We start from the raw sequence: 22,456 nt of genomic DNA on the forward strand, positions 1-22,456 counted from the left end.
GAATACAGTCAGTGTGGGAGCGGGCTTGCTCGCGAATGCGGTGTGTCAGCTCCACATAAGTTGACTGATACACCGCATTCGCGAGCAAGCCCGCTCCCACATTTTGATCTTCTTTGTTCGGGGGATCAGCGCTCGACCGGCACCGAGAGCGCCGAATTACCCAACGGATGCGTGCGCGCCGCAAAGAACTTCAACGTCACACCGCTGCCCTCGAACAGCTCCGAATACCGGCGCTTCTGCTGGCGAATAAACCCATCGCTGCGCCCCGACACCGAGATCGCCAGCGTCGTCAGCCTCGCCTGGCGCAGCGCATCCACCAGGTGCTTATCCTGCGGCCCAAGGTCATGGCCGAAGATGCACAGCGACCCTTCATGGCTGAGCAACTGCTCATAACAGAACGACAAATAGTCCGAACTGCGGATGGTCTTGAGCTTCTCTTCCACCTTGCCCTCACTGACAAACAGCGGCACGTCGTCCAGCGTCTTGATCGTGTTATTGATCGCAAAACTGCTGAGCAAAGTGCTGTCGGTGGACGGCAATTTACGCGCGGTGCCGTCGAGGTTACGCACCAAGTGCAGGCCGCCGTGCAGGTAAAGGATGCGCGTGGCGTCGGTGCGCGTGTTGCGCAGGTCGAAGCTGGCGTCGGCGCTGCCAAACAGGTCGTCGATGCCTGGCGTGTGCAGGATCGCCCAATAGTTGAGCAGGTCGTAATTGCTGGTGAAAACGGTGGGGTAGCGGGCCAGTTCGGCGTTGATCGTCGCCAGCGTCGAGGGTTGCACCAGCCGCCACGGAATGTGCACGGCGTGGATGGTGTTGATCAACGCTTCCTTGATCGCGTAGTAGCGGTTGCGCGGTGCCGCCGAGCTGACCGCCAGGGCCTTGTTGACCCGGCTGGTGGTTTTCAAGGCGCCCAACGCCTGCTCGAAGCTGCGGGTCTGCAGGGCGTCGAACACACTCAGCTCGGACGGGCTGAGGGGTTTTTCTTCGACGGTGCGCGCGTTTTCGAACAGTGAATCGTAGGCAAAGTCTTCCCAAATCGTGCGGCTTGCGCCGTTGCCGATCAGAATCCCACTGAAGTCGATGGCGCTGCGCAGCGCGCTCCAGTCTTCAAGGTGGGCGTCAATATCCTGGAAATCCTTCATTGCGGCGGGTCTACTCGATTTCGGCTGGGTGGTGACTTTATCACGAGCCGGCGTTGATCCTGATCAAGATGCCGCAGGCAAGTCAGGTTGATCCTGTAGGCATAACGCCTCTGAGGATTGACCATGAGCAGCACCTTTTTCATTCCCGCCGTCAACATCATGGGCACCGACTGCCTCGACGAAGCCATGATCGCCATCCGCAACTACGGCTTTCGCAAGGCGCTGATCGTCACCGACGTGGGCCTGGCCAAGGCGGGCGTGGCCAGCCTGATCGCCGAGAAACTGGCGATGCAGGACATCGACTCGGTGATCTACGACGGCGCCAAGCCCAACCCCAATGTCGAAAACGTCGAGAACGGCCTGGCGCTGTTGCAGCGCAGCGCCTGCGATTTCGTGGTGTCGTTGGGCGGCGGCTCGCCCCATGACTGCGCCAAGGGCATCGCGTTGTGCGCCACCAATGGCGGGCATATCGGCGACTACGAAGGCGTCGATCAGTCGAGCAAACCGCAGCTGCCACTGGTGGCCATCAACACCACCGCCGGCACGGCCAGCGAGATGACGCGCTTTTGCATCATCACTGACGAAACCCGCCACGTGAAAATGGCCATCGTCGACCGCAACGTCACGCCGCTGCTGTCGGTCAACGACCCGGCGCTGATGGTCGGCATGCCCAAGGGCCTCACCGCCGCCACCGGCATGGACGCGCTGACTCACGCCATCGAAGCCTACGTGTCCACCGCCGCCAACCCGATTACCGACGCCTGCGCCATCAAGGCCATCGAGCTGATCAGCGCCAATCTGCGCCTGGCGGTACGCGACGGCAGCGACAAGGCCGCGCGGGAAAACATGGCGTATGCGCAATTCCTCGCCGGCATGGCCTTCAATAACGCGTCCCTGGGCTTTGTGCACGCCATGGCCCACCAACTCGGCGGCCTTTACGACCTGCCACACGGCGTGTGCAATGCGGTGTTGCTGCCCCATGTGCAAAGTTTCAACGCCAGTGTGTGCGCCAAGCGCTTGAGTGACGTGGCGCGCGCATTGGGCGCCGATATCAAGGGCATTACCCCGGAAGAGGGCGCCCAGGCCGCCATTGCCGCGATTCGCACCTTGGCTCACGACGTTGAAATCCCGGCCGGGTTGCGCGAATTGGGCGCCAAGTTGCAGGACATTCCGCTGCTGGCCACCAATGCGTTGAAGGATGCGTGCGGGCTGACCAACCCACGGCGGGCGGATCAGCGCCAGATCGAGGAGATCTTTCGCAACGCTTTCTAAAGGGCGCAGTCGCACGCTGCAAGCGGTAAGCTACAAGCTGAACGGCATTTAACTAAAGCATGAAGCTTGCGGCTTGCCGCTGAGGTCCCCCCATGAGAGTTCTGTTATTCGGCGCCACCGGCATGGTCGGTCAGGGCGTGCTGCGCGAGTGCCTGTTGGCCGCTGACGTGCAGGAAGTCGTGGCTGTCGGCCGCACGGCCTTGACCCAGGAACACGGCAAGCTGCACCAGGTGCTGCACAGCGACATGCTGGATTTCCAGCCGCTGGAAAACCTGCTGCAAGGCTTCGATGCGTGCTTCTTCTGCCTCGGCGTTTCGTCGGCGGGCATGAATGAAACCAAGTACACCCACCTCACCTATGACCTGACCTTGGTCGCGGCCAGCACGTTGGCGCGGCTCAACCCACAGATGACCTTTATCTACGTATCCGGCGCCGGCACCGACAGCTCCGAGGCGGGCAAGTCGATGTGGGCGCGGGTCAAGGGCAAAACCGAAAACGCTTTGCTGCGCCTGCCGTTCAAGGCGGTGTATCTGTTCCGGCCCGGGGTGATTCAGCCGTTGCATGGCGTGCGCTCGAAAACGCCGTTGTACCAATCCTTCTATTCCTTACTCGGGCCGCTGCTCACGTTTGTGCGTCGGCTCCAACCCGGCTGGGTGGTGAGCACCGAGACCGTCGGCCAGGCGATGCTGGCAGCCGTGCGCCATGGCGCGCCGCAGGCGGTGGTGGAGCAGGCCGAGATCAATCGACTGGCCGCCGAGCGCAACTGATGTTGCACAAGAGCCTGGTGCGTCGCCTCGACCTGATCACGCTGCAGCTGTTCGTGGCAGTGTTCGAGGAAGGCACGCTGACCCGCGCCGCCGCCCGCGAAGCGATTGCGGTGTCGGCGGCGAGCAAGCGCCTGATGGAGCTGGAACAGGTGCTGGGCGTGAGCCTGTTCGTGCGCCGGGCCAAGGGCATGGACCTCACCGCTGCGGGTGAAACCCTGTTGCACCATGCGCGGCAGATGCTGTTCAACGTCGAGAAAATGGGCCTGGAGCTGGGCGAGCACAGCCATGGCGTGCGCGGTTATGTGCGCATGCTGGCCAACCTGTCGGCGATCATTCAATTCCTTCCGGAAGACCTGCGGGATTTTTCCGCGCTGCATCCCGAAGTCAAAACCGATCTGGAAGAGCGCCCCAGCAACGGCGTGATGCAGGGCGTGCTGGATGGCGTGGCTGACCTGGGGATCTGCTCCAGCGACACCGACACCAAAGGCCTGCCCAGCGTGACCTATCGCCACGACAATCTGGTGGTGCTGATGCCGGCGGATCACCCGTTAGCCACCCGCCACACCCTGGCCTTCGCCGAAACCCTCGACAGCGACTACGTCGGCCTGCATGCCGCCAGCTCGATCAACATGCGCACCCACGCCGCCGCGCGCGAGGCGGGCAAGATGCTGCGCCTGCGCATCCATGTGCCGGGGTTTGATGCGATGTGCCGCATGGTCCAGGCGAATATGGGCATCGGTATCCTGCCGCAAAAAGCCTATGAACTGTTCGGCCGCGCGCTGGGGTTGCACGCGGTGCCGCTGACAGATGCGTGGTCGGATCGCCGTTTGATTCTGGTCGTGCGCGATGAGGCGCAATTGTCGCCGGTGAGTCGTTTGTTGTTTGAATACCTGCGCAGGCCGTTAACGTAATTCAGACGTGGATGGCCTCATCGCGGGCAAGCCCGGCTCCCACAGGTGATCGTGTTCACCTGTGGGAGCGGGCTTGCCCGCGATAGCGATCGGGTCGTTGTTCGCGTTTCGCGAACGCTCCTTGCCAACTGACGGTTGGATTTCTGCTGTTTCAGTCCTCTAGTCTTGGCCGCACATTCCAAGAATAAGAGGCACACCCCATGACGGCTCCATTGAGCGGTATCAAGGTGATTGAGATCGGCACCCTGATTGCCGCGCCGTTCGCCGCCCGGATGATGGCCGAGTTTGGCGCCGAGGTGATCAAGATCGAAGCCATGGGCCAGGGCGATCCACTTCGCAAATGGCGAAAGCTGCACGAAGGCACTTCACTGTGGTGGTACCTGCAATCGCGCAACAAGAAGTCGCTGGCCCTGGACCTCAAGTCGCCGCAAGGCCTGGGCTTGATCAAGCAACTGCTGGGCGACGCCGACGTGCTGATCGAAAACCTGCGCCCCGGCGGCCTGGAAAAACTCGGCCTGGGCTGGGATGTGCTGCACGCGCTCAACCCCAAGCTGACCCTGGTGCGCATCTCCGGCTACGGCCAGACCGGCCCTTACCGTGATCGCCCAGGCTTCGGTGCCATCGGCGAGGCCATGGGCGGCATTCGCTACACCACCGGCAACCCGGATTCGCCACCGGCGCGGGTCGGCGTAAGCCTGGGCGATTCCCTGGCATCACTGCACGGCGTGATCGGCGCACTGATGTCGCTGCTGCGGGTCAAGACCGGGCAGGGCGACGGGCAGATAGTCGATGTGTCACTGGCCGAAAGCGTGTTCAACCTGATGGAAAGCCTGGTGCCCGAATACGACATGCTCGGCCATGTGCGTGAGCGCAGCGGTGGCGCCTTGCCCGGCATCGCGCCGTCCAACACCTACCTGACCGCCGACGGCGCCTACGTGGTCATTGCCGGTAACAGCGACCCGATCTACAAGCGCCTGATGATTACCATCGGCCGCGCCGACCTGGCCGAAGCGCCGGAGTTTGCCCACAACGATGGCCGCGCGGCGAAAAGTGGCTTGCTGGATGCGGCGATCACCCACTGGACCAGCAGCCTGCCCATCGACCAGGTGCTCGCCGCCCTGGAAGCCGCCGAAGTGCCGGCCGGGCGCATCTACTCGGTGGCCGATATCGTCAGCGACCCGCACTACCAGGCGCGTGACATGCTGCTCAATGCCGAGCTGCCCGGTGGCGTGTCGGTGAAGATGCCCGGCATCGTGCCCAAGCTCTCCGAAACCCCTGGCGCGGTGAACTGGCAAGGCCCGGCCTTGGGCCAACACACCGACGACATCCTCACTGGCCTTGGGTTGACCGAGGCTGATATCCAACGCCTGAAAACCTCGGGGGTGGTGCAATGATCACTGACTATTGCGACCCGCTGATCGTGCAGGAAGTGTCCCCGCGCGATGGCCTGCAAATCGAACCGACCTGGGTTGAAACTGCCGACAAGATCACGCTGATCAACGAACTGTCCCTGGCAGGTTTTTCGCGAATCGAGGCCGGTTCGTTCGTCTCGCCCAAGGCGATTCCGGCGTTGCGCGATGGCGAACAGGTGTTCCAGGGCATCGCGCGCAAGCCCGGTGTGATCTATGTGGCGTTGATCCCCAACCTCAAGGGCGCCCAGCGCGCCATCGAGTCCCGCGCCGATGAGCTGAACCTGGTGATGTCCGCCAGCCAGACCCACAACCTGGCGAATATGCGCATGCGTTGCGAGGCGTCATTGGCGGCGTTTGAAGACATCGTCAGCTTCGCCAGCGACTACCCGGTGCGCCTCAACGGCAGCATCGCCACCACGTTTGGCTGCCCGTTCGAAGGCAAGATTGATGAAGACCGCGTGCTGCAAATCGTCGATGCCTACCGCCAGTTGGGCATTCAGGGCATCACCCTGGCCGACACCACCGGCATGGCCAACCCGCGCCAGGTTGAGCGTTTGGTCACGCGGGTATTGCAGCATGTGCCTGCCAGTGATCTGACCCTGCATTTTCACAACACCCGCGGCCTGGGCTTGTGCAATGTGCTGGCGGCCTACGAGGCTGGCGCCCGGCGTTTTGATGCGGCCTTAGGCGGCCTCGGTGGTTGCCCGTTTGCGCCGGGAGCCTCGGGCAATATCTGCACCGAAGATCTGGTCAACCTGTGCGACGAGGTCGGGATTCACACCGGCATCGATCTGCCGCACCTGTTGCATATGTCCCGACGTCTGCCGGCGCTGCTTGGCCATGAGCTGCCTGGCCAGGTCGCCAAGGCCGGGCGCAATAGCGACCTGCATCCGCCGCCCGGCTACATCGCCACGCTGTAACGCCGCACCAGACAACAAAAACAATCGGGCGCCGTTGAGCGGCCCGCTGGAGAGAAAGCATGAGCACTAATACGTTGGAGGCGGGCCTGCGCCCGGCCGCTGAGATCGATGCCGAAAAAGCCCTGGTCAGCAAGGTCGCCTGGCGCCTGATGCCGCTGACCATGGTGTGCTACCTGTTCGCGTTTTTTGACCGCATCAACATCAGCTTCGCCAAGTTCCAGCTGCAAACCGATTTGAGCCTGAGCGACACCGCTTACGGCCTGGGCGCCGGTTTGTTCGTGGTGGGTTATGTGATTTTCGAAGTGCCGAGCAACATGATGCTGTACAAGGTCGGCGCGCGCCGCTGGATCGCGCGGATCATGATGTCGTGGGGCCTGGCCACGGCGGCGATGGTGTTTGTCACCGCCGAGTGGCAGTTCTACGGCCTGCGTTTCATCATTGGCGCGATGGAGGCGGGGTTTGCGCCGGGCGTGCTGTATTACCTGACGTTGTGGTTCCCGCAGCACTTCCGTGGGCGCATCACCTCGCTGCTGTTCCTGGCGTCCGCCTTCGCGGGGTTGGTCGGCGCGCCGTTCTCCGGCCTGGTGTTGGAGCATCTCGACGGCGTGCTGCAAATGCGCGGCTGGCATTGGTTGTTTCTGCTCGGCGGCTTGCCGTGTATCGGCCTGGGTTTTCTGGTGCTGACGTTGCTCAAGGACCGAATTGAAGACGCACAGTGGCTGACACCGGCGGAAAAGACCTTGCTGTCGAGCCGAATCGCCAAGCATGAGCCGAACTCACACGGTGGTTCGCTGCTGTCGGCGATCCGCATTCCTGGCTTCTTGATGCTCGGGTTTATCTACTTCCTGATCCAGGTCGCGTCTTACGGCCTCAACTTCTGGGCGCCACAATTGATCCGCAGCGCCGGCACCCAAAGCCCGGTGATGATCGGCCTGCTCACTGCGATTCCCTATGTGTGCGGCGCGATCAGCATGGTAGTGATCGGGCGGTTGTCGGACGCCACCGGCGAACGGCGCAAGTTTGTCTGCGGCCTGGTGGTGTTGGGGGCGGTGGGCTTCTTCTGCGCCGGGATTTTTGCCGACCACACCACCTTCCTGATCATCGCCCTGGGCATGTTGGGCGCGGGCATCATCGCCTCGATCCCGACCTTCTGGACTCTGCCGCCCAAACTGCTGGCTGGCGCCGGTGCCGGTGCCGCCGGTGGCATCGCGGTGATCAACACATTGGGGCAGTTCGGCGGCATTGTCAGCCCGGTGATGGTGGGGCGCATCAAAGACCTCACCGGCAGCACCACGCCGGCGCTGTACGTGATCGGCGTGTGCGCGCTGTTGGCGGCGGCGCTGCTGCTGTGGGGCTTGCCGCAAAAATTGCGCACGCTGGACAAGGGCTGATCAGCCCGCCGTCGCCAATGCTCGGGCAGGCGTGCTGCTGAACTGAATCAACACCACGCCGCCTATCAACAACAACGCCCCCAGCACGCGGGGCGTTGTCAGTTGGCGCTCCACCAGGCCGAACAGCCCAAAGTGATCGAGCAGCAGCGAAGCGAGAATCTGCCCGGCCATGGCCAAGGCAATAAACCCCGACGCGCCGAGCTTGGGCAACAGCATCAACGCCAGGGAAATAAAGCACACGCCAAATGCACCACCGGCCCACATCCACAGCGGCGCTTTAGTGATAAACGCCAGGCTCGGCAGCGGTAGACGCAGTGCCAGAATCACCGGCAGCAGCACGATAATGCTCACCAGCAGAGAGGCCAGGGTGGCCCACAGCGGATGGCCGAGCCCGCGCCCGAGGTTGGCGTTGATCGCGCTCTGAAACGGCACCACAGCGCCGGCGATAACCGCGAGTGCCAATAAACCCACCCAGTGCAGCGTCGTCATAGCAAATCTCCCAGAGGTTTTGCTGGACTCTAGGCTATTCGTCGCGCAAATTTAAATTCCAAGTTCTTATGCTGAGCATGCAGCTGATGAATGATCTGCGTCGCATCGACCTCAACCTGCTGGTGATTCTGGATGCCTTGCTCAGCGAGCAGCACGTCACCCGTGCGGCTGAGCGTCTGCACTTGAGCCAGCCGGCCGTCAGCCATGCGTTGGCGCGCTTGCGGGACTTACTGAATGACCCTTTGCTGATGCGCCAGGGCGGCGCGTTGGTGCCTACTGCGCGCGCGTTGGAATTGGCGGCGCCACTGACGGAAGCCCTGGCCCAGGTGCAGGCGCTGCTGGCGCCGAACCGGTTTGATCCAGCGTCGACCAAACGCCGGTTTCGCGTGGCGATGTCGGACTACAGCGCGGCGATTTTCCTACCGGAGTTGGTTCGCGTTCTGCGCCACGAAGCCCCGGGCATCGACCTGCAAATCATCCAGGCCAGCCGCGAAGGCATGGTGGACGGCGTACTCAATGGCGACCTCGACCTGGCCGCTGGCGTGTTCCCGGACATGCCCGCCGAACTGCGCACCACGCCCTTGTTCGAGGAGCATTACACCTGCCTGGTCGACCGCCACAGCCTGCCGGCCAGTGGCGTGCTCGACCTGCCCACCTACCTGTCGCGCCCGCATGTGCTGCTGGAAATGCGTGGCAGCGGCACGCCGGAGATCGAGCGGGCGTTGACGGCTATTCGAGAGCGCCGCCATGTGGCGATCAGCCTGCCGCATTGGGGCGTGGCGCCGCAGTTGATCCAGGGCACCGACCTGATTCTGACGGTGTCATCGCGGGGCTTGCTCAACATCGATCAGCAGCACCTGTTGGCCGTGCCGCCGCCGTTTCATATTCCCTCGTTTGCCGTAGAGCTGGCGTGGCATGCGCGACGGGGCGGGGATTCAGGGTTGCAGTGGTTGATGGGGCAGGTGCAGGCTGTAGTGTCCGGCAATCATTGATAACAGGAAAAACAAAAAATGCTCTCAGGCTTCAACCACCTGACCCTTGCCATCACCGATTTGAACCGCAGCGTCAGCTTCTATCATGACCTGCTGCAACTTCAGCTCGACGCCACGTGGGACAACGGCGCCTACCTCTCGTTGCCCGGTTTGTGGCTGTGTTTGTCGCTCGACCCTTTGCGCCCGACGGCAGCGGCGGCGGAATACACCCATTACGCGTTCACGGCGGATGCCAGCAGTTTCACCGCTATGGTGGAGCGTCTGCGAGCCGCCAAGGCGCAAGAGTGGCGCGACAACCGCAGTGAAGGCGCCTCGTTCTATTTTCTCGACCCCGATGGGCACAAGCTCGAAGCCCATGTGGGCGACATGGCGTCGCGTCTGCAAGCCTGTCGTGCCAAGCCTTATGCAGGCATGAAGTTTTACCCTTAACGCCAGAACGTGCAGAATCCCTGCACCTCTCAACCGTCCGTCAGAGTCGTGCCCATGACCCCATCCTTGCTGTTCGCCGTCCTCGCTTCAGGTTTTATCTACGGGATTACGCCGGGTCCTGGCGTGCTGGCCGTGTTCGGCATCGGTGCTGCGCGCGGCCGTCGCGCCGGCGCAGGTTTTTTGTGCGGGCATTTGCTCGGTGACGTGGTGTGGTGCAGTACCGCGCTGATCGCCATTGTGGGCGCGCGTGAAGTGGGCAGCAGTGCTTTTGATGTACTCGGCGTACTCAGCGGTTTGTACCTGTTCTGGCTCGGCTGGCGCGCCATTCGCACCCAGCGTCGCAGCAGCGATGCGCCACAGGGCGCGGCGCGGCATCCGTTCTGGCACGGCATCTTGTTCGGCCTGACCAACCCCAAGGCTTACCCGGTGGCGGTGGCGACATTTACGGCGCTTTTGTCCAGCCGTGCCGAACTGCTGACGTGGGCGATGCTGCCGTCGCTGATCTTCCTGAGCTTTATTGGCGGCCTGCTGGCCTACGCGATTCTGATCGGCGTGGTGGGCGCCCAGCGTGTGCGCACGGTGTATCAGCGCCATGAAATCCTGATCACCAAGCTCTGCGGCGTGATGTTTATCGGCTTCGCCATTAATGCCCTGGCACACGCGTTGCCGGGCCTTTTTGGCAGCAAACCGGCCTGATGTGGTCACGACCGTTCGTCGCACTGGGAAGTTTTTTCTAAACCTTTGCCGCCCTGAAAATTCGAATTCAGGGCGGGGTGTATGTCCGCGCACCTATTTTTGCCCTGGAGGAACCCATCATGAGCCGCATGGCTATCCGGTTACGCACCGCCAGTTTTGCGATGCTGCTGGGCCTCGGCGCCAGCAATGCTTTCGCCCAGTCGCCTGCTGAATTCATCGAGCAGGCTTCGGCCAAAGGCATGGCCGATATCGAAACCAGTCGCATGGCCCACGCCAAGACCTCGTCCCAGGAAATCAAGGATTACACCATTGAGGTGATCAACGAACGCACCCTGGCCAATCAGCACTTGGCAGCGATTGCCAAGAAGCTCGACCTGCCGGTGGCGCCGCGCGAGAAGATCGTCGACAAGGCTGAAACCCTGATGCCTGAACTCAAGGACGGCGACTCGTTTGACGCCGCCTATACCGCGCAGCAGGTCAAGGAAAACGAAGACGCTATCGCCCTGTTCAAGAAAGAAGGTGCGGCGTCGGATGTGCCAGAGATAAAAGCCTTGGTGGACGAGACACTGCCTAAGCTGGAAGAGCGTTTGCAAAAAGCCCGCGCCCTGGCGTCGACCTACGGTAAAGGTCATCAAGGCGACGGTTGAAGCCGGCACTTGAAACAAGAACGGCGGTTGGATGATTTCCAACCGCCGTTTTTTTATGCCTGGTTCAGATCGGTTTTGTTCTGCACGGCATCGTCCACTGTTTCACCGCAACTGCTGTTGAGGCTGACGCTGCCGGTGGCGCCAATACTGCGGTATTCATTACGCAGTTTTTCCAGCTCTTTGCGGTCCAGGCCATCCAGGCTCAACACCGCGTTCTGGGCATCCTTGGAGACGCGCAGCAATTCGTCGATCTTGATGTGCAGGATGTCATTGTCGCGGTTTTGCGTGTTCTGGATCAGGAACACCATCAGGAAGGTAATGATGGTGGTCGAGGTGTTGATGATCAGCTGCCAGGTGTCGTTGTAGTGGAAGTACGGCCCGCTCAGGCTCCACAGGAAAATCAATGCAACGGCCGCATAGAACGTCCGGGCACTGCCTGCCCAGCGGGACAGAGATTGGGAGACTGCGGAGAATTTCATGACCGTTTTTTCCTTTACAGGTGGGTGATGAAATTATGGACCGCAGCCGTGCTTTGAAATTTCTTTTTACAATTGAGCGGGTGAACAAAGTTGTACGTTTTTGTCGCGCACGCCTTAGAGCGCCAGTTCCGCTTGGCCCCTGCCTTCCAGTGCAAGCAAATACTGCTTGGCTTGCAGACCGCCGGCAAACCCGGTCAGCCCGCCTGACGCACCTATCACCCGGTGGCAGGGCGCAATGATCGAGATCGGATTGCGTCCGTTGGCAGCGCCCACCGCCCGCACAGCCTTGGGGTTGCCGATCTGCTGGGCGATCTGGCTGTAGCTGCGGGTTTCGCCAAAAGGGATAGTCAGCAGCGCCTGCCAGACCTGTTTTTGAAAGGCGGTGCCGGTGAAGTCCAGCTCCAGCTCGAATTGGTTGCGGGTGCCGGCGAAGTATTCACGCAACTGACGCTCGGCTTCCACTAGCACCGGGCTGTCGTTGGCTTCATGCAACTCACCCAAAGGCACGCGGTTGGCGCGTTCTTTTTCCCACAGGATGGCGTTGAGCTTGCCGTTGCGCGCCACCAGGGTGAGCTGGCCGACGGGGGAGGGCATGAACGTGTATTGATAGGGCATGATCGGGCTCCTTGGCGTGGGGTGGTATTGGAATTTAGAGCACCTTGTTCAATTGGAAACTACGTTTCTTGCGATTGAATTCGGTCAGATCATCGGTCCTGTTGCAATACTTTCAACGCAGCGGACGCCAGAAACCCCGAACGACTTTTTTCTTCCGGGTGGTTCAGCACATATTCATCAATGCGGTTCAACAGATAACCCGGCAAGGTAATGTTGAGCTTCTGCGCTTTGCCCAGGTATTTGGTGACATCAATGTCCACCACAGCCCAGGTGCAGCCGGCGTATTGGGGGTTCGCTGCGTGCAAGGTGACTTTTTGCGCCGTGGGAATCGGCGCGCCATCTTCCGCGAGGATCTCGAAATGCCCCTCGATGGCCTCCCGGGCCATGGCCATGGCCTCGTCCAGGTCATCGCCAGCTGAGTAGCAGCCAGGAATGTCCGGGACTTCCACGCCCCAGGCGTGGTCCTCGTCACCGGTTGAAATTGCGATGGGGTAAAGCATGTTTATTGCCCTCCAGGGGACGGTCAGCTCAACAGGGCCTGTTTCAAAATGCTCTTGGCAGTCTTGTCCAACAGGTCCTTCTTTGGATGAGGAATCGTCACCAGCCCCGGTTTTGTCGGGTGCTTGAAGTGATGATGACTGCCTCGGGTGCGCACCAGATACCAGCCGTCCGCAACGATGTGACCTATCAAATATCGGCTATCCACAACACCTCCTTGTGGTGTGTGTTGGTGGTGACTATAACCACTGAATAAAAATTATCAACACTCTACCTACCGACGGTCGATGACCGGCGTTAGGGTGAGCGTTGAATGAAGTGTATGAGCGCCTGGGAATGGCGCCGGAGAGACGTATTGCGGGGTTTTTCGAGGTGTTACGCGGTGTGTAAAACCTGCTCAAGAACGGCCAGAAATGCTTCAGCCAATACACTTTTCCGGGTTGCCGGCGTCAGTGCCAGCAATTGCGCACAGGCATCTGCTTCGATCATCGGTTTATAGGTCACGCCCTTGTTCATCAAACTTTGCGTACATTCAGGCACCAGTGCCACGCCTTGCCCGGCGGCAACCAGTGCAATGATCGAGGTGATCTGCCGCCCGGTCGGCCCGGCTCGCAGGGGCACGCCATGGTGTCGGTACAGCTGCTCAATGGACTGGTTCAGCCCCGACCCATAATCTGGCGGGAACAGGATCAACGGATAGGCATTGAGCTGGGCCAGGCTGACGTCGGCCAGTGCGGCCAACGGGCTGTCACTGGACACCGCCGCCACTAACCGCTCTTCACCCAGCGACAATGCGTGGACGTCTGCGGTTTGTGGCAACAGCCGGCTCAGCCCGATATCCAGCCGTCCATCCGCCACCTGTGCGCCCAGGCTGCCCGAGGCGCACTCCACCAAGGTCAGCTGCACATCGGGAAAGCGCTGGGCGAAGGCCTGGATCGCCTGGCTGAACAGGTCCGATAAAGCGATTGAGCTGACATAACCGAGTGCCAATTGGCCTGCGGTGCCCGCCGCCAATTTGCCAGCGATCACCTGCGCCAGTTCAACCTGCTCCAACACGCCGCGCGCGTAGGGCAAGAACGCACGGCCCTGGGCGGTGAGGGACACCGTACGGCTGGTGCGATCAAACAGCTTGAAGCCCAGCTCCGTCTCCAACGCAGAAATCTGCCGGGTCAGCGGCGGCTGGGCCAGGTGCAGGCGAAGTGCCGCCCGGCCGAAGTGCAATTCTTCGGCGACCGTCAGAAAGTAACGCAGCTTGCGTAGGTCGAGCATCCTGATCCTTGGGTATTGATCGGTTCGAAATCGGTATTGGTTTCAGACCCGTCGGCCATTCTATAAAGACCGTACAAAATAAAACGAGAGGTTTCATGAGAGCGCGCCTGCATTGTGCCCGCCTGGCCCTGTTTCTGTGTGGCTGCGCGGCGTTTCTGAATCTCTATGCGACCCAGAGCATCCTGCAAACCTTCGCCACGCAGTTTCATATCAGCGCCAAGGAAGCGGGGTGGAGCATCACGGTCACCACCTTGGCCGTGGCGATCACTGCGCCCTTTGTCAGCCGACTGACGGGGCGCTTCGAGCAGCGCACAGTGATCGCCGTGGCCGCGCTGTTGTTGGCGCTGCCGGCACTGATGACCGCCTATGCCGACAGCTTTGCCCAAGTGCTGGTGTGGCGGTTTGTGCAAGGCATGTTGATACCCGTGGTGTTTGCCACCAGCGTGGCCTACATCGGCGACCGTTGGCGTGGCGCAACAGTGACCGAGGTCACCAGCCTTTATGTGGCGGGCACTGTGCTGGGTGGGTTCGCCGGGCGTTTCGTCACCGGCGTGATGACTGAATATGTCGGCTGGCGGGAAGCCTTTGAGTTGCTGGCGGCACTCAGCCTGATGGTCGGTGGGTTTATTCAGTTTCTGTTGCCCGCTAACCAGCCGCGAAGCGAGCGGCGCAAAGTCTCTTCCTCAGGCGTGTTTCGCCAACCTTTGCTGGCAGCGTACGCCGTAGGATTTTGCGTGTTGTTCTCCCAGGTCGCGGCGTTTACCTACGCCGGTTTGTATCTTGGCCTACCACCGTTCAACCTGGGGCCTGCAGCGTTGGGCACGCTTTACATGGTGTTCCTGCTGGCCTTGATCGTAATTCCTGTCGCAGGTCGCCTCAGCAAAGCTCGGCCCCACGCCGAACTGCTGGCGGTTGCCGCCGTGCTTGGCGTCAGTGGTTCGGCGCTGACCCTGGCACCGTCGCTGTGGTGCATCGTGGTGGGTTTGGCGCTCAGTTCCACTGGTGTGTTTCTCGCCCAGGCCGCCGCCAATGCCTTCATCAGCGCCACCGCCGGTGACAATAAATCTGGCGCGGTGGGGGTTTACCTTACGTGTTATTACCTGGGCGGCAGTTGCGGTGCCATCGCCCCTGCGTTGATCTGGGAGCATTGGGGCTGGGCGGGCTGCGTGGCGCTGATTATCGGTTTTCAAATGTTGACCCTGCTGATCGCCCTGATCGGCTGGAAGCCCCTTAAACCTGAGCTGATCCAAACCCCATGAACGACACCGTTGCCTTGCCTGCCAACGAAACGTCCAGCCGCCGCCGTTCGCTGATCGCCGGCTGCAGCGCCCATGCGGTACACGATGGCCTGACTGACGTGATCTACGTGCTGCTGCCGATCTGGCAAGCGCAGTTCGCTCTTTCCTACGCCCAGATCGGCCTTTTGCGCGGTGCTTATTCCGGGATGATGGCCGTGTTCCAACTCATGGCCAGCCGCGCCGCCAAACGCTGGGGCCGCGTAACGTTGCTGGTCGGCGGCACTGCGCTGGCGGGTGTGGCGTACTTACTGGTCGGGCAAGCCACAGGGCTGGTGATGTTGCTGTTGGCGTTGCTGCTCGGTGGGTTGGGCGCCAGCACCCAACACCCGCTGGCTTCCTCGATGATCACCGACGCTTATGAGGACGGCGGCGGGGTCAAGCAGGCCTTGTCTCAGTACAACTTCTCCGGCGACATCGGCAAAACCCTGATTCCGGGTCTGGTCGGCTTGCTACTCACCGTCATCAGCTGGCGCGCCAGTGCGACGTTGCTGGGGCTGCTTGGCTTGGTGGCAGCGGGGTTGTTGTGGTGGTTGGTGCCTGCGCCGGTTGCCGAATCCGGGGTCACAAAAAAAGCCAGGGCGCGCAGTGGGACGGGGTCCGTTAAAGGGTTAAGCGCCCTGATCCTCACCGGCACCCTCGACAGCGTTGTGCGCATGGGCTTTCTGACCTTTCTGCCATTTTTGCTGCAAGCCAAAGGCGCAGGAACAGCCGGCATCGGCCTCGCGTTGACGATGCTGTTCATTGGCGGCGCGTTCGGCAAATTGCTCTGCGGCTACCTCGGTGCCCGCATCGGCATGATGAAAACCGTCTGGCTGACGGAAACCAGCACGGCGCTGCTGATCGTCGCCGCCGTGTACCTGCCGTTGAGTGGCTTGATGGTGATGTTGCCGCTGCTGGGCTTGGCGCTGAACGGCACGTCTTCGGTGCTGTACGGCGCAGTGCCCGACTTGGCAGGCGCAGGCAAGCGCGAGCAAGCCTTCGCGGTGTTCTACACCGGCACGATTGGCGGCGGCGCGCTGGCACCGGTGGTGTTTGGCGGCGTGGGGGATGCGCTGGGTGTACCGGTGGCGGTGATGGTGCTGGCGGGGATGTTGTTGGTGACGTTGCCGTTGGCGTGGGTGGTGCAGCGGGGGATAGAGGCTGGACTTTGATTGTCTCTTTTCGGATGAAAAACTCAGTTCAGTCCTACGTCATTGCATAGGCTGCTCGGATGTAGAGTTTGCGCTTCAACAATCCCGGCGCAGGTTTCGTATACCTATCAACGAGTGACGAGCGGCTGTTGCGTGATAGGAGGCGAGCAGAATAAAGTTTTTATGCGCCAATGACGTATAGGCGTGGGTATGATATTTATCGAGTCACTCGCATTTACAGAAGACTTGGCTGCGCTTCTAAGTGAGGAAAGCTACGGTGAGTTCCAAGCATTTCTGGCCGAAAATCCAACTGCCGGTGATGTCATACAGGGCACCCATGGTCTGAGGAAGATTCGCTGGGCTGTGCAGGGTACGGGAAAGAGTGGTGGTGTCAGAGTGATCTATTACCACCTCCGTATGGGATATCAAATTAGATTGATCCTGATCTATCGAAAGGGTGTCAAAGATGACCTTTCGACGGCGGAAAAAAGAATCCTGAGTGAAATAAACCGAAGGTGGGAGTGATGGAGAAAAAACTGTTCAATCGTCTGGTCGAGAGCATGACCCAAATGGACGAAATTGTTCGGGGTGAGCGCCCACCATCCCGTGAGTTTTTTGTTGATGCCTTGAAGGTCAAAGAGATTCGACAGGCTACGGGACTGTCACAAGCACGCTTTGCGAAGGCAATTGATGTGCCTGTGGGAACGCTTCAAAACTGGGAGCAAGGGCGGCGTGAGCCAGAGGGGCCGGCAAGGGCGTTATTGCGCGCTCTATACAATGATCCGGGCCACGTATTGGCAGCCTTGGAGCACAGGTAACCAACTGACGATTCGGCAATTCAGTCGGTGCGCTTCAGTGTGTTGCTGCCAACGTAAACGGAACACGCAACGCACCAATCGGCCCTTCCCGAACACCGCACATTTCATCGTGCACACAGTGTTGCACCAGCACGCACGGAAACGGCGGAACCCGTTGCAACAGGTTGCGCAAATGCGTGGTGGAGCCGATGCGCATTGGCTCGCCAACATCGTCCAAAAGCGTCATCTCGGCATGATCCAGCCTGACACGCGCGATGTAGAAGCCACCCTCCAGCGACAGCAACTCCAGCTCGCGTACCTCGCCGTTAACGGCCAATTCGGTCAGCATTTTCAAGTTCATGATTCAGCCTCACTGTGAGCCATTCATTGGCGCCGGAAGAACAACGTGACCTGGCCAAATTCGACGCCGAACTTGGTCATGCTGGAACGGTTGATCAAGGTGTCGTCGTCCATCAAGTACATCCAGTCATCGAAGCTGACCTCGTAGACCGAGCCGTCCACGGGAAGGTTGAGTCGATAGCGCCAACGCAGTGCGTTGCCTGCCACTTCGCCGATCGCCTCGCCGACCACATCGCCCGCCCGACCGCGCCAGCGTCCCGGGCCATCCGGTGTCAGCGTCCATACTCGCTGTTGGCGCGTGCCATCGCTGTAGAGGAAGCGCTCGTCGAGAATCAAGGCGTTGCCCTCGCGTCGGCTGGCGATATTGACCTCAAAGCGCTTGGCCACTTCCCCCGAGCGCTTCTGGAAAATCCCCCAGGCCTTGACGGGCTTGCTGAAGAAGCGCTCCAGGTCCAGTTGCGGCTTCTGGTCGGCGTAATGATCGACGCCTACGTTGCCGCAACTGCTCACACTCAACACCAGCAACAATGAAATCAATAGACGTGTCATGGCCAGATTCCGTGAACGTGATGGTGCGCGGCGAAGCGCCAACGCTTGTCACTGATACTTGTACATTAATATTGATTTGTACAGGTTTGCGCGAGACGAACGGTGAATTCTTCAAATCGCGCCCATAAAAAAAACCGGCCACCAAGGGCCGGTTTTTTTATGCATCCTGCGCCAGAACCTTCCTGACGCAAGCGCTGAATCTGAGTGGAGCGGGTAGAGGGAATCGAACCCTCGTCGGAAGCTTGGGAAGCTACTGTTCTACCATTAAACTATACCCGCTCAGAGCGGCTGACTTTGTACCAGATGTTCGTCGAGATTTGAAGTTTTTCTTCGAAAAATGTGCGAGTTGCATCCACCAGGCTCCTGTGGGAGCTGGCTTGCCTGCGATAGCATCGCCGGGCCGTGACTGACCCACCACGGCGCCTGCATCGCGGGCAAGCCCGGCTCCCACATGAGCGGTGACTTCAGATTGCAAAGGCATGCTGCGTCTGGCCCTGGTGATAACGCAATCGACTCACCTGCCGCTGCGGTTGCAAAAAGCCCACCACTGCATCACGGCTGTCTCGGCAGGCCGCCTTGTGCTCCATGTCCAGAAAGTGCCCGGTGGCCTGGACAGTGCTGAAGCTGCTGTTCGCCACGTGCTGGCCAAACAGCTTGGCATCCTCGGCGCTGGTGTATTCGTCCCATTCGCCATTTAAAAACAGCACTGGAATATTGATCTGCCGGGCGGCCTTGAGGTAGCACAAGCGGTCGCTGTTAAGCACATGGCTGATGTGAAAGTGCATCTGCCCATATTCGTGTTCGGCCAGGCTGCTCACGTGTCTGTAGTTGAAACGTTTGAACAGCGACGGCAGGTGCTTGCCGATGGTGCTGTTGACCAGGTGGCCGACGCGGTCGCGGTCGAGGTTGCCGAAGTAGTCGACGCCGCGCTCAAGGTAGTCGCGCATCGGCGCGTTGATCACCGGCGAGAACGAGCTGATCACTGCCTTTTCCACGCGGCGGGGCCGATGGGCCAGGGCAACCAGCGTGGCCGCACCGCCCCAGGAAAACGACAGCACGTGTTCGGCGGCGAAGTGGTCGATAAGCTCCAGCAGAATCTGGCCTTCGATTTCTTTCGTCAGCATCTGCTCATGGCGGTTATGGATTTTGGAGCGGCCAGCGTAGGGCTGGTCGTACAAAACCACATTGAATTGCGGGTACAGGCTTTTCACGGTTTGGGCGAAAGAGGCCGTGGTGGCCATGGAGCCGTTGACCAGGATGATGGTCTTTTCAGCAGCATCCGCGCGATAGAACTCCGTGTAAACCCGATACTGACCCTGTATATCCAACACAGCGATTTCTGGCCTCATGTCGTAAGACTCCTGGCAAGCGGGTAGGGCGCGCAGATCACTCTGCACGAGCTTTATGACAGGTAGGCATACGCCTGGAAGATGAGCGCCCATGCCGGTCCGATGACGGTTGGCCGACGGCTGTTGTTATGGCGGGCTGTTTGCCTGAGAGGCCCGTGGATCAAGCGCGGGCGCGGCAAGGTGTTTCTTGGAGGTTATAGGCGACTCGCCAGTCATAATTTGGCTGACGTCTTGATTCAAGCAGTAGAGGTGCTACCTCGCAAGGCGCCGAACTGGTTTTTTGCCATCACCGGCCGAACGGTCGTCAGACTTGCGCGATTTCGTCGTCGGTCAACGCCCGATATTCGCCCGGCGCCAGCAAATCATCCAGCACCAAAGCCCCCATGCGCTCGCGGTGCAAGCCGATCACCTTGTTGTCGAAATGCCCGAACATGCGCTTCACCTGGTGGTAACGGCCTTCGACGATGCTCAGCCGCGCCGTCTTCGGGCCCAACAGTTCCAGCTCGGCGGGTTGGGTGGTGAGGTCTTCGAACGCGAAATACACACCGGCTGCAAAGGTCACCGCGTACTCCGGGGTGATGGCCTGTTCGGTTTCCACGCGGTAAACCTTGGGCAGCTTGGTTTGCGGCTGGGTCAGGCGCCGCGACCATTGGCCGTCGTTGGTGATCAGCATCAGCCCGGTGGTATTGAAATCCAGACGACCGGCGATATGCAGCTCGCCCTTGTCCGGCTCATCCAGCAAGTCGAGCACCGTCGGGTGTTGCGGGTCGGTGGTGGCGCTCACACAGCCTTGAGGTTTGTGCAGCATGAAATAGCGCGCCGGTTTGCCGACTTGCAGCACCTCATCGTCAACGCACACACGGCTGAACTCGCGCACTGCATGGTGCGGATCGCTGACGGCCACGCCATCGACCGTCACGCGTCGCTCAACCAACAGCAGGCGCACTTGCTGGCGGTTGAAACGCGGCAGGTTGCTGAGGAAACGATCAACGCGCATTACTTAGGCGTAGCCCCACGCAATTGCGCCTCCACCTGGGCACACCGTGGGCACAGGCAAGCGGTGTTGCGCAGTTCATCCGGCAGGGCTGCAAGCACCGCCGGGTCGATGGTGACGCTGTAGCACCAGCAGGCTTGATCGGCGGTGCGCGGGTCGGCCAAGGTGCAGTCGTTGCGGGCACCGCAGGCGGGGCAGAGGGTTGGTGTGGTCATGTCGGTTCGTGCTGTATCGCGCAGTTCCCCGCACGATACAGCGCCGCCGCGCTATTGCAAGCTGCGCAGGTAGCCGCGCCAACCGCCGAAGTGGCTGATGTCCACGGCGCCCGCCAGGCCGTAGGGTTCGCAGATGAAGCCGGTTTCCCAGCGCCCGTCCGCCAGTTGCACCTTGCCAAGCCCCAATGGCGCGGGTATGCCGGTGAGGAATGAGCCGAGTTCGCCGCTCGGCAGTTCCCACACTTCCACTTCGATGGCTACACCGTTTTCGCTGACGCGCAGCATGCCCGGCCGATAAGGCGGCCCTCCGGCCAGGGCGAACAGTTGATAGTCCGACGAGCTGTGGGTGCGCTCGAGCAAGCGCGCCCCACGGCGCAGCAATTGCCCGTTAAGCGCCAGCCCTTGCAGGTGCGCGCCGCACACCACCAACCGCGTGCGGTCATGGCTGGCGGGGCCTGGCGGCGCGCTGAGCGAAGCATCCTGCAGGCGCTGCAACGCGTCGGCCACGCCCAGCAGGTATTGATCGGTAAACGCCCGGCCAAACAACGTCACACCCCATGGCAACCCGTTCTCCATGAAACCGCTGGGCACGGCGACGGCGGCGTAGTCCAGCAGGTTCATGAAGTTGGTGTAGTAGCCCAATTCGGCATTGCGCAGCACCGGTTCGGCACGCAGTTCTTCGAGGGTCATCGGGCGACCGATGGTCGGCGTCAGCACGCAATCGAGTCCGTCCAGCAAGCGGTCACAGTGCGCTTTTAACGTTTGCAGACGGTATTGCGCGCGGAAGGTATCAACGCCGCTCACCGCAGGCGCCTTGGCCAGCACGGCACGAATCACCGGCAGCACCGCCTCGGGCTCACGCGCCATCAGTTCACCGGCGACGCTGTAGCGCTCGGCCACCCACGGTCCTTCGTAAAGCAGGCGCGCGGCTTCGAGGAAGGGCGACAGGTCCAGCGTGACGGGTTCGCCGCCCAGCGCAATCAAGCGCTCGATGGCCTGCTGGAACAGCTGCGGGCCTTGCTCGCAGCCAAAGAATTCCAGGTCCTGAGTACGCGGCACGCCAAAGCGAAACGGCCGCGGCGCACCAAACGCCGCCGCGTCATTCCACGCCGGGTTCTGGCGGCTGTAAGCGTCCAGCGGGTCGAGCGTGGCGGTCAACGCCAGCAATTGGCTGGCTTCGCGCGCGGTGCGGGTAAAGGTGGTGACGCAATCCAGGGTGCGGCACGCCGGCACCACACCCGCCGTGGAGATCAGCCCTTTGCTCGCCTTGAGCCCCACCAGGTTATTCAGCGCGGCGGGTACACGCCCGGAACCGGCGGTGTCGGTGCCCAGGGCAAAACTCGCGACGCCCAGGGCGACGGCCAGCGACGAGCCGGCACTGGAGCCGCCCGACGGGTACTCGGGCAGCACGCTGTTCGGGCAAGCGCCATACGGCGAGCGGCTGCCATTGAGCCCGGTGGCGAACTGATCGAGGTTGGTCTTGCCCAACGGCACCGCGCCCAAGGCGATCAACTGCTCGACAATCGTCGCGCTGCGCGGCGGCACATAGGCAAACGCCGGGCACGCCGCTGTGGTGGGAATGCCCGCCAGGTCGATATTGTCCTTGATCGCAAATGGCACGCCGAACAGCGGCAGTTCAGACGGCTCACGGGCGTCCAATGCTGCCAGGTAGGGCTCCAGTTCCGCCACGCTGAGCAGGTGGATAAACAGGTGATAATCGGGGTTCAACTGCGCGGCTTTTTCGCGCAGCTGCAGCAGTAATTCGCGCGGCGTTATGTCGCCGCTGAGGTAGGCATTGCGCAGGTTGTCCAGTTGCAGATTCATGGCTTGTCCGC

General features: G+C 61.0%; 27 protein-coding genes and 1 tRNA gene. 14 read left to right on the forward strand and 14 right to left on the reverse strand.

The window, feature by feature from the left end:
• Positions 1 to 125 precede the first annotated feature (125 nt).
• On the reverse strand, positions 126 to 1,142 hold the full coding sequence (locus PspR76_RS08415; RefSeq protein ID WP_159954778.1) for a DUF4917 family protein: 1,017 nt from the start codon (positions 1,140 to 1,142) through the stop codon (positions 126 to 128).
• A gap of 123 nt (positions 1,143 to 1,265) precedes the next feature.
• Here PspR76_RS08415 and yiaY point away from each other — a divergent pair, with 123 nt between their 5' ends.
• The 6 genes from yiaY to PspR76_RS08445 all read left to right on the forward strand — a co-directional run bounded on the left by yiaY (position 1,266) and on the right by PspR76_RS08445 (position 7,815).
• Positions 1,266 to 2,414: an L-threonine dehydrogenase gene (gene yiaY, locus PspR76_RS08420; RefSeq protein WP_159954779.1), complete on the forward strand. Its 1,149-nt coding sequence runs from the start codon at positions 1,266 to 1,268 to the stop codon at positions 2,412 to 2,414.
• 92 nt (positions 2,415 to 2,506) lie between these two features.
• Positions 2,507 to 3,181 carry an NAD(P)H-binding protein gene (locus PspR76_RS08425; protein ID WP_159954780.1) on the forward strand — a complete coding sequence of 225 codons (675 nt, stop codon included), beginning with the start codon at positions 2,507 to 2,509 and terminating at the stop codon, positions 3,179 to 3,181.
• Positions 3,181 to 4,092: a LysR substrate-binding domain-containing protein gene (locus PspR76_RS08430; protein WP_159954781.1), complete on the forward strand. Its 912-nt coding sequence runs from the start codon at positions 3,181 to 3,183 to the stop codon at positions 4,090 to 4,092. Before PspR76_RS08425 ends, PspR76_RS08430 begins: the two co-directional genes overlap by 1 nt.
• A 200-nt stretch (positions 4,093 to 4,292) precedes the next feature.
• Positions 4,293 to 5,486, forward strand: a complete 1,194-nt coding sequence (locus tag PspR76_RS08435; RefSeq protein ID WP_159954782.1) for a CaiB/BaiF CoA transferase family protein — start codon at positions 4,293 to 4,295, stop codon at positions 5,484 to 5,486.
• Positions 5,483 to 6,424, forward strand: a complete 942-nt coding sequence (locus tag PspR76_RS08440; RefSeq protein WP_159954783.1) for a hydroxymethylglutaryl-CoA lyase — start codon at positions 5,483 to 5,485, stop codon at positions 6,422 to 6,424. Before PspR76_RS08435 ends, PspR76_RS08440 begins: the two co-directional genes overlap by 4 nt.
• 59 nt (positions 6,425 to 6,483) lie before the next feature.
• Positions 6,484 to 7,815: an MFS transporter gene (locus PspR76_RS08445; RefSeq protein WP_159954784.1), complete on the forward strand. Its 1,332-nt coding sequence runs from the start codon at positions 6,484 to 6,486 to the stop codon at positions 7,813 to 7,815.
• Here PspR76_RS08445 and PspR76_RS08450 read toward each other — a convergent pair whose 3' ends face one another.
• On the reverse strand, positions 7,816 to 8,304 hold the full coding sequence (locus PspR76_RS08450) for a DMT family transporter (protein WP_159954785.1): 489 nt from the start codon (positions 8,302 to 8,304) through the stop codon (positions 7,816 to 7,818). It lies immediately after the preceding gene.
• A 77-nt stretch (positions 8,305 to 8,381) separates the two neighbouring features.
• Here PspR76_RS08450 and PspR76_RS08455 point away from each other — a divergent pair, with 77 nt between their 5' ends.
• The 4 genes from PspR76_RS08455 to PspR76_RS08470 all read left to right on the forward strand — a co-directional run bounded on the left by PspR76_RS08455 (position 8,382) and on the right by PspR76_RS08470 (position 11,068).
• The gene (locus PspR76_RS08455; RefSeq protein ID WP_442966821.1) at positions 8,382 to 9,296 is read left to right on the forward strand and encodes a LysR family transcriptional regulator; all 915 of its coding nucleotides are present in this window, start codon (positions 8,382 to 8,384) and stop codon (positions 9,294 to 9,296) included.
• A gap of 18 nt (positions 9,297 to 9,314) precedes the next feature.
• Positions 9,315 to 9,725: a VOC family protein gene (locus PspR76_RS08460; protein ID WP_159954787.1), complete on the forward strand. Its 411-nt coding sequence runs from the start codon at positions 9,315 to 9,317 to the stop codon at positions 9,723 to 9,725.
• 54 nt (positions 9,726 to 9,779) lie between these two features.
• Complete coding sequence (locus tag PspR76_RS08465; RefSeq protein ID WP_159954788.1) at positions 9,780 to 10,421, forward strand: LysE family translocator; 642 nt, start codon at positions 9,780 to 9,782, stop codon at positions 10,419 to 10,421.
• 119 nt (positions 10,422 to 10,540) lie between these two features.
• Positions 10,541 to 11,068 (forward strand): DUF4142 domain-containing protein, encoded by a 528-nt coding sequence (locus tag PspR76_RS08470; RefSeq protein WP_005785958.1) that lies wholly within the window; start codon positions 10,541 to 10,543, stop codon positions 11,066 to 11,068.
• A gap of 53 nt (positions 11,069 to 11,121) precedes the next feature.
• On the opposite strand, the gene PspR76_RS08475 is transcribed toward PspR76_RS08470, so the two are convergent.
• The 5 genes from PspR76_RS08475 to PspR76_RS08495 all read right to left on the reverse strand — a co-directional run bounded on the left by PspR76_RS08475 (position 11,122) and on the right by PspR76_RS08495 (position 13,929).
• The gene (locus PspR76_RS08475) at positions 11,122 to 11,547 is read right to left on the reverse strand and encodes a low affinity iron permease family protein (protein ID WP_159954789.1); all 426 of its coding nucleotides are present in this window, start codon (positions 11,545 to 11,547) and stop codon (positions 11,122 to 11,124) included.
• Between the two features lie 114 nt (positions 11,548 to 11,661).
• Entirely contained in the window at positions 11,662 to 12,162 is a 501-nt protein-coding gene (locus PspR76_RS08480; RefSeq protein ID WP_159954790.1) for a methylated-DNA--[protein]-cysteine S-methyltransferase, read from the reverse strand.
• An 89-nt stretch (positions 12,163 to 12,251) separates the two neighbouring features.
• Entirely contained in the window at positions 12,252 to 12,662 is a 411-nt protein-coding gene (locus PspR76_RS08485) for a type II toxin-antitoxin system HicB family antitoxin (protein WP_159954791.1), read from the reverse strand.
• A gap of 23 nt (positions 12,663 to 12,685) precedes the next feature.
• Positions 12,686 to 12,868, reverse strand: a complete 183-nt coding sequence (locus PspR76_RS08490; protein ID WP_017736377.1) for a type II toxin-antitoxin system HicA family toxin — start codon at positions 12,866 to 12,868, stop codon at positions 12,686 to 12,688.
• A gap of 167 nt (positions 12,869 to 13,035) precedes the next feature.
• Positions 13,036 to 13,929, reverse strand: a complete 894-nt coding sequence (locus PspR76_RS08495) for a LysR family transcriptional regulator (RefSeq protein ID WP_159954792.1) — start codon at positions 13,927 to 13,929, stop codon at positions 13,036 to 13,038.
• A 95-nt stretch (positions 13,930 to 14,024) separates the two neighbouring features.
• Between PspR76_RS08495 and PspR76_RS08500 the strand changes: the two genes are divergently transcribed.
• From PspR76_RS08500 to PspR76_RS08515, 4 genes are all read left to right on the forward strand, one after another.
• A complete protein-coding gene (locus PspR76_RS08500) occupies positions 14,025 to 15,188 on the forward strand; it encodes an MFS transporter (RefSeq protein WP_159954793.1) in 1,164 nt (387 codons plus the stop codon).
• Positions 15,185 to 16,378 (forward strand): MFS transporter, encoded by a 1,194-nt coding sequence (locus PspR76_RS08505; RefSeq protein ID WP_159954794.1) that lies wholly within the window; start codon positions 15,185 to 15,187, stop codon positions 16,376 to 16,378. Before PspR76_RS08500 ends, PspR76_RS08505 begins: the two co-directional genes overlap by 4 nt.
• Before the next feature lie 189 nt (positions 16,379 to 16,567).
• Complete coding sequence (locus PspR76_RS08510) at positions 16,568 to 16,882, forward strand: hypothetical protein (protein WP_159954795.1); 315 nt, start codon at positions 16,568 to 16,570, stop codon at positions 16,880 to 16,882.
• Positions 16,882 to 17,175, forward strand: a complete 294-nt coding sequence (locus tag PspR76_RS08515) for a helix-turn-helix domain-containing protein (protein ID WP_159954796.1) — start codon at positions 16,882 to 16,884, stop codon at positions 17,173 to 17,175. Before PspR76_RS08510 ends, PspR76_RS08515 begins: the two co-directional genes overlap by 1 nt.
• A 34-nt stretch (positions 17,176 to 17,209) precedes the next feature.
• Here the strand turns inward: PspR76_RS08515 and PspR76_RS08520 are convergent, their stop codons facing one another.
• The 7 genes from PspR76_RS08520 to atzF form a co-directional block, all read right to left on the reverse strand.
• Positions 17,210 to 17,515, reverse strand: coding sequence for a DUF6482 family protein (locus tag PspR76_RS08520; RefSeq protein WP_159954797.1), 306 nt, complete (start codon positions 17,513 to 17,515; stop codon positions 17,210 to 17,212).
• Between the two features lie 23 nt (positions 17,516 to 17,538).
• On the reverse strand, positions 17,539 to 18,063 hold the full coding sequence (locus PspR76_RS08525; RefSeq protein WP_159954798.1) for a DUF3833 domain-containing protein: 525 nt from the start codon (positions 18,061 to 18,063) through the stop codon (positions 17,539 to 17,541).
• Between the two features lie 205 nt (positions 18,064 to 18,268).
• A tRNA-Gly gene (locus PspR76_RS08530) sits at positions 18,269 to 18,342 on the reverse strand.
• Between the two features lie 185 nt (positions 18,343 to 18,527).
• Entirely contained in the window at positions 18,528 to 19,412 is an 885-nt protein-coding gene (locus tag PspR76_RS08535) for an alpha/beta fold hydrolase (protein ID WP_159954799.1), read from the reverse strand.
• Positions 19,413 to 19,716: 304 nt separating this feature from the next.
• Positions 19,717 to 20,409, reverse strand: a complete 693-nt coding sequence (locus PspR76_RS08540) for a 16S rRNA pseudouridine(516) synthase (RefSeq protein WP_159954800.1) — start codon at positions 20,407 to 20,409, stop codon at positions 19,717 to 19,719.
• Positions 20,409 to 20,621 (reverse strand): cysteine-rich CWC family protein, encoded by a 213-nt coding sequence (locus PspR76_RS08545; RefSeq protein WP_159954801.1) that lies wholly within the window; start codon positions 20,619 to 20,621, stop codon positions 20,409 to 20,411. The genes PspR76_RS08540 and PspR76_RS08545 overlap by 1 nt, the downstream gene beginning before the upstream one ends.
• A gap of 51 nt (positions 20,622 to 20,672) precedes the next feature.
• Positions 20,673 to 22,445, reverse strand: coding sequence for an allophanate hydrolase (gene atzF, locus PspR76_RS08550; protein WP_159954802.1), 1,773 nt, complete (start codon positions 22,443 to 22,445; stop codon positions 20,673 to 20,675).
• Between the last annotated feature and the right edge of the window lie 11 nt (positions 22,446 to 22,456).

Source organism: Pseudomonas sp. R76 (assembly GCF_009834565.1).
Classification (GTDB): Bacteria; Pseudomonadota; Gammaproteobacteria; order Pseudomonadales; family Pseudomonadaceae; genus Aquipseudomonas.

Excerpts from the sequence above, each read along its gene's own strand:
- PspR76_RS08415 (WP_159954778.1), bottom strand. The coding sequence starts at position 1,142 with ATGAAGGATTTCCAGGATATTGACGCCCACCTTGAAGACTGGAGCGCG.
- yiaY (WP_159954779.1), top strand. The coding sequence starts at position 1,266 with ATGAGCAGCACCTTTTTCATTCCCGCCGTCAACATCATGGGCACCGAC.
- PspR76_RS08425 (WP_159954780.1), top strand. The coding sequence starts at position 2,507 with ATGAGAGTTCTGTTATTCGGCGCCACCGGCATGGTCGGTCAGGGCGTG.
- PspR76_RS08430 (WP_159954781.1), top strand. The coding sequence starts at position 3,181 with ATGTTGCACAAGAGCCTGGTGCGTCGCCTCGACCTGATCACGCTGCAG.
- PspR76_RS08435 (WP_159954782.1), top strand. The coding sequence starts at position 4,293 with ATGACGGCTCCATTGAGCGGTATCAAGGTGATTGAGATCGGCACCCTG.
- PspR76_RS08440 (WP_159954783.1), top strand. The coding sequence starts at position 5,483 with ATGATCACTGACTATTGCGACCCGCTGATCGTGCAGGAAGTGTCCCCG.
- PspR76_RS08445 (WP_159954784.1), top strand. The coding sequence starts at position 6,484 with ATGAGCACTAATACGTTGGAGGCGGGCCTGCGCCCGGCCGCTGAGATC.
- PspR76_RS08450 (WP_159954785.1), bottom strand. The coding sequence starts at position 8,304 with ATGACGACGCTGCACTGGGTGGGTTTATTGGCACTCGCGGTTATCGCC.
- PspR76_RS08455 (WP_442966821.1), top strand. The coding sequence starts at position 8,382 with ATGCAGCTGATGAATGATCTGCGTCGCATCGACCTCAACCTGCTGGTG.
- PspR76_RS08460 (WP_159954787.1), top strand. The coding sequence starts at position 9,315 with ATGCTCTCAGGCTTCAACCACCTGACCCTTGCCATCACCGATTTGAAC.
- PspR76_RS08465 (WP_159954788.1), top strand. The coding sequence starts at position 9,780 with ATGACCCCATCCTTGCTGTTCGCCGTCCTCGCTTCAGGTTTTATCTAC.
- PspR76_RS08470 (WP_005785958.1), top strand. The coding sequence starts at position 10,541 with ATGAGCCGCATGGCTATCCGGTTACGCACCGCCAGTTTTGCGATGCTG.
- PspR76_RS08475 (WP_159954789.1), bottom strand. The coding sequence starts at position 11,547 with ATGAAATTCTCCGCAGTCTCCCAATCTCTGTCCCGCTGGGCAGGCAGT.
- PspR76_RS08480 (WP_159954790.1), bottom strand. The coding sequence starts at position 12,162 with ATGCCCTATCAATACACGTTCATGCCCTCCCCCGTCGGCCAGCTCACC.
- PspR76_RS08485 (WP_159954791.1), bottom strand. The coding sequence starts at position 12,662 with ATGCTTTACCCCATCGCAATTTCAACCGGTGACGAGGACCACGCCTGG.
- PspR76_RS08495 (WP_159954792.1), bottom strand. The coding sequence starts at position 13,929 with ATGCTCGACCTACGCAAGCTGCGTTACTTTCTGACGGTCGCCGAAGAA.
- PspR76_RS08500 (WP_159954793.1), top strand. The coding sequence starts at position 14,025 with ATGAGAGCGCGCCTGCATTGTGCCCGCCTGGCCCTGTTTCTGTGTGGC.
- PspR76_RS08505 (WP_159954794.1), top strand. The coding sequence starts at position 15,185 with ATGAACGACACCGTTGCCTTGCCTGCCAACGAAACGTCCAGCCGCCGC.
- PspR76_RS08510 (WP_159954795.1), top strand. The coding sequence starts at position 16,568 with ATGATATTTATCGAGTCACTCGCATTTACAGAAGACTTGGCTGCGCTT.
- PspR76_RS08515 (WP_159954796.1), top strand. The coding sequence starts at position 16,882 with ATGGAGAAAAAACTGTTCAATCGTCTGGTCGAGAGCATGACCCAAATG.
- PspR76_RS08520 (WP_159954797.1), bottom strand. The coding sequence starts at position 17,515 with ATGAACTTGAAAATGCTGACCGAATTGGCCGTTAACGGCGAGGTACGC.
- PspR76_RS08525 (WP_159954798.1), bottom strand. The coding sequence starts at position 18,063 with ATGACACGTCTATTGATTTCATTGTTGCTGGTGTTGAGTGTGAGCAGT.
- PspR76_RS08535 (WP_159954799.1), bottom strand. The coding sequence starts at position 19,412 with ATGAGGCCAGAAATCGCTGTGTTGGATATACAGGGTCAGTATCGGGTT.
- PspR76_RS08540 (WP_159954800.1), bottom strand. The coding sequence starts at position 20,409 with ATGCGCGTTGATCGTTTCCTCAGCAACCTGCCGCGTTTCAACCGCCAG.
- PspR76_RS08545 (WP_159954801.1), bottom strand. The coding sequence starts at position 20,621 with ATGACCACACCAACCCTCTGCCCCGCCTGCGGTGCCCGCAACGACTGC.
- atzF (WP_159954802.1), bottom strand. The coding sequence starts at position 22,445 with ATGAATCTGCAACTGGACAACCTGCGCAATGCCTACCTCAGCGGCGAC.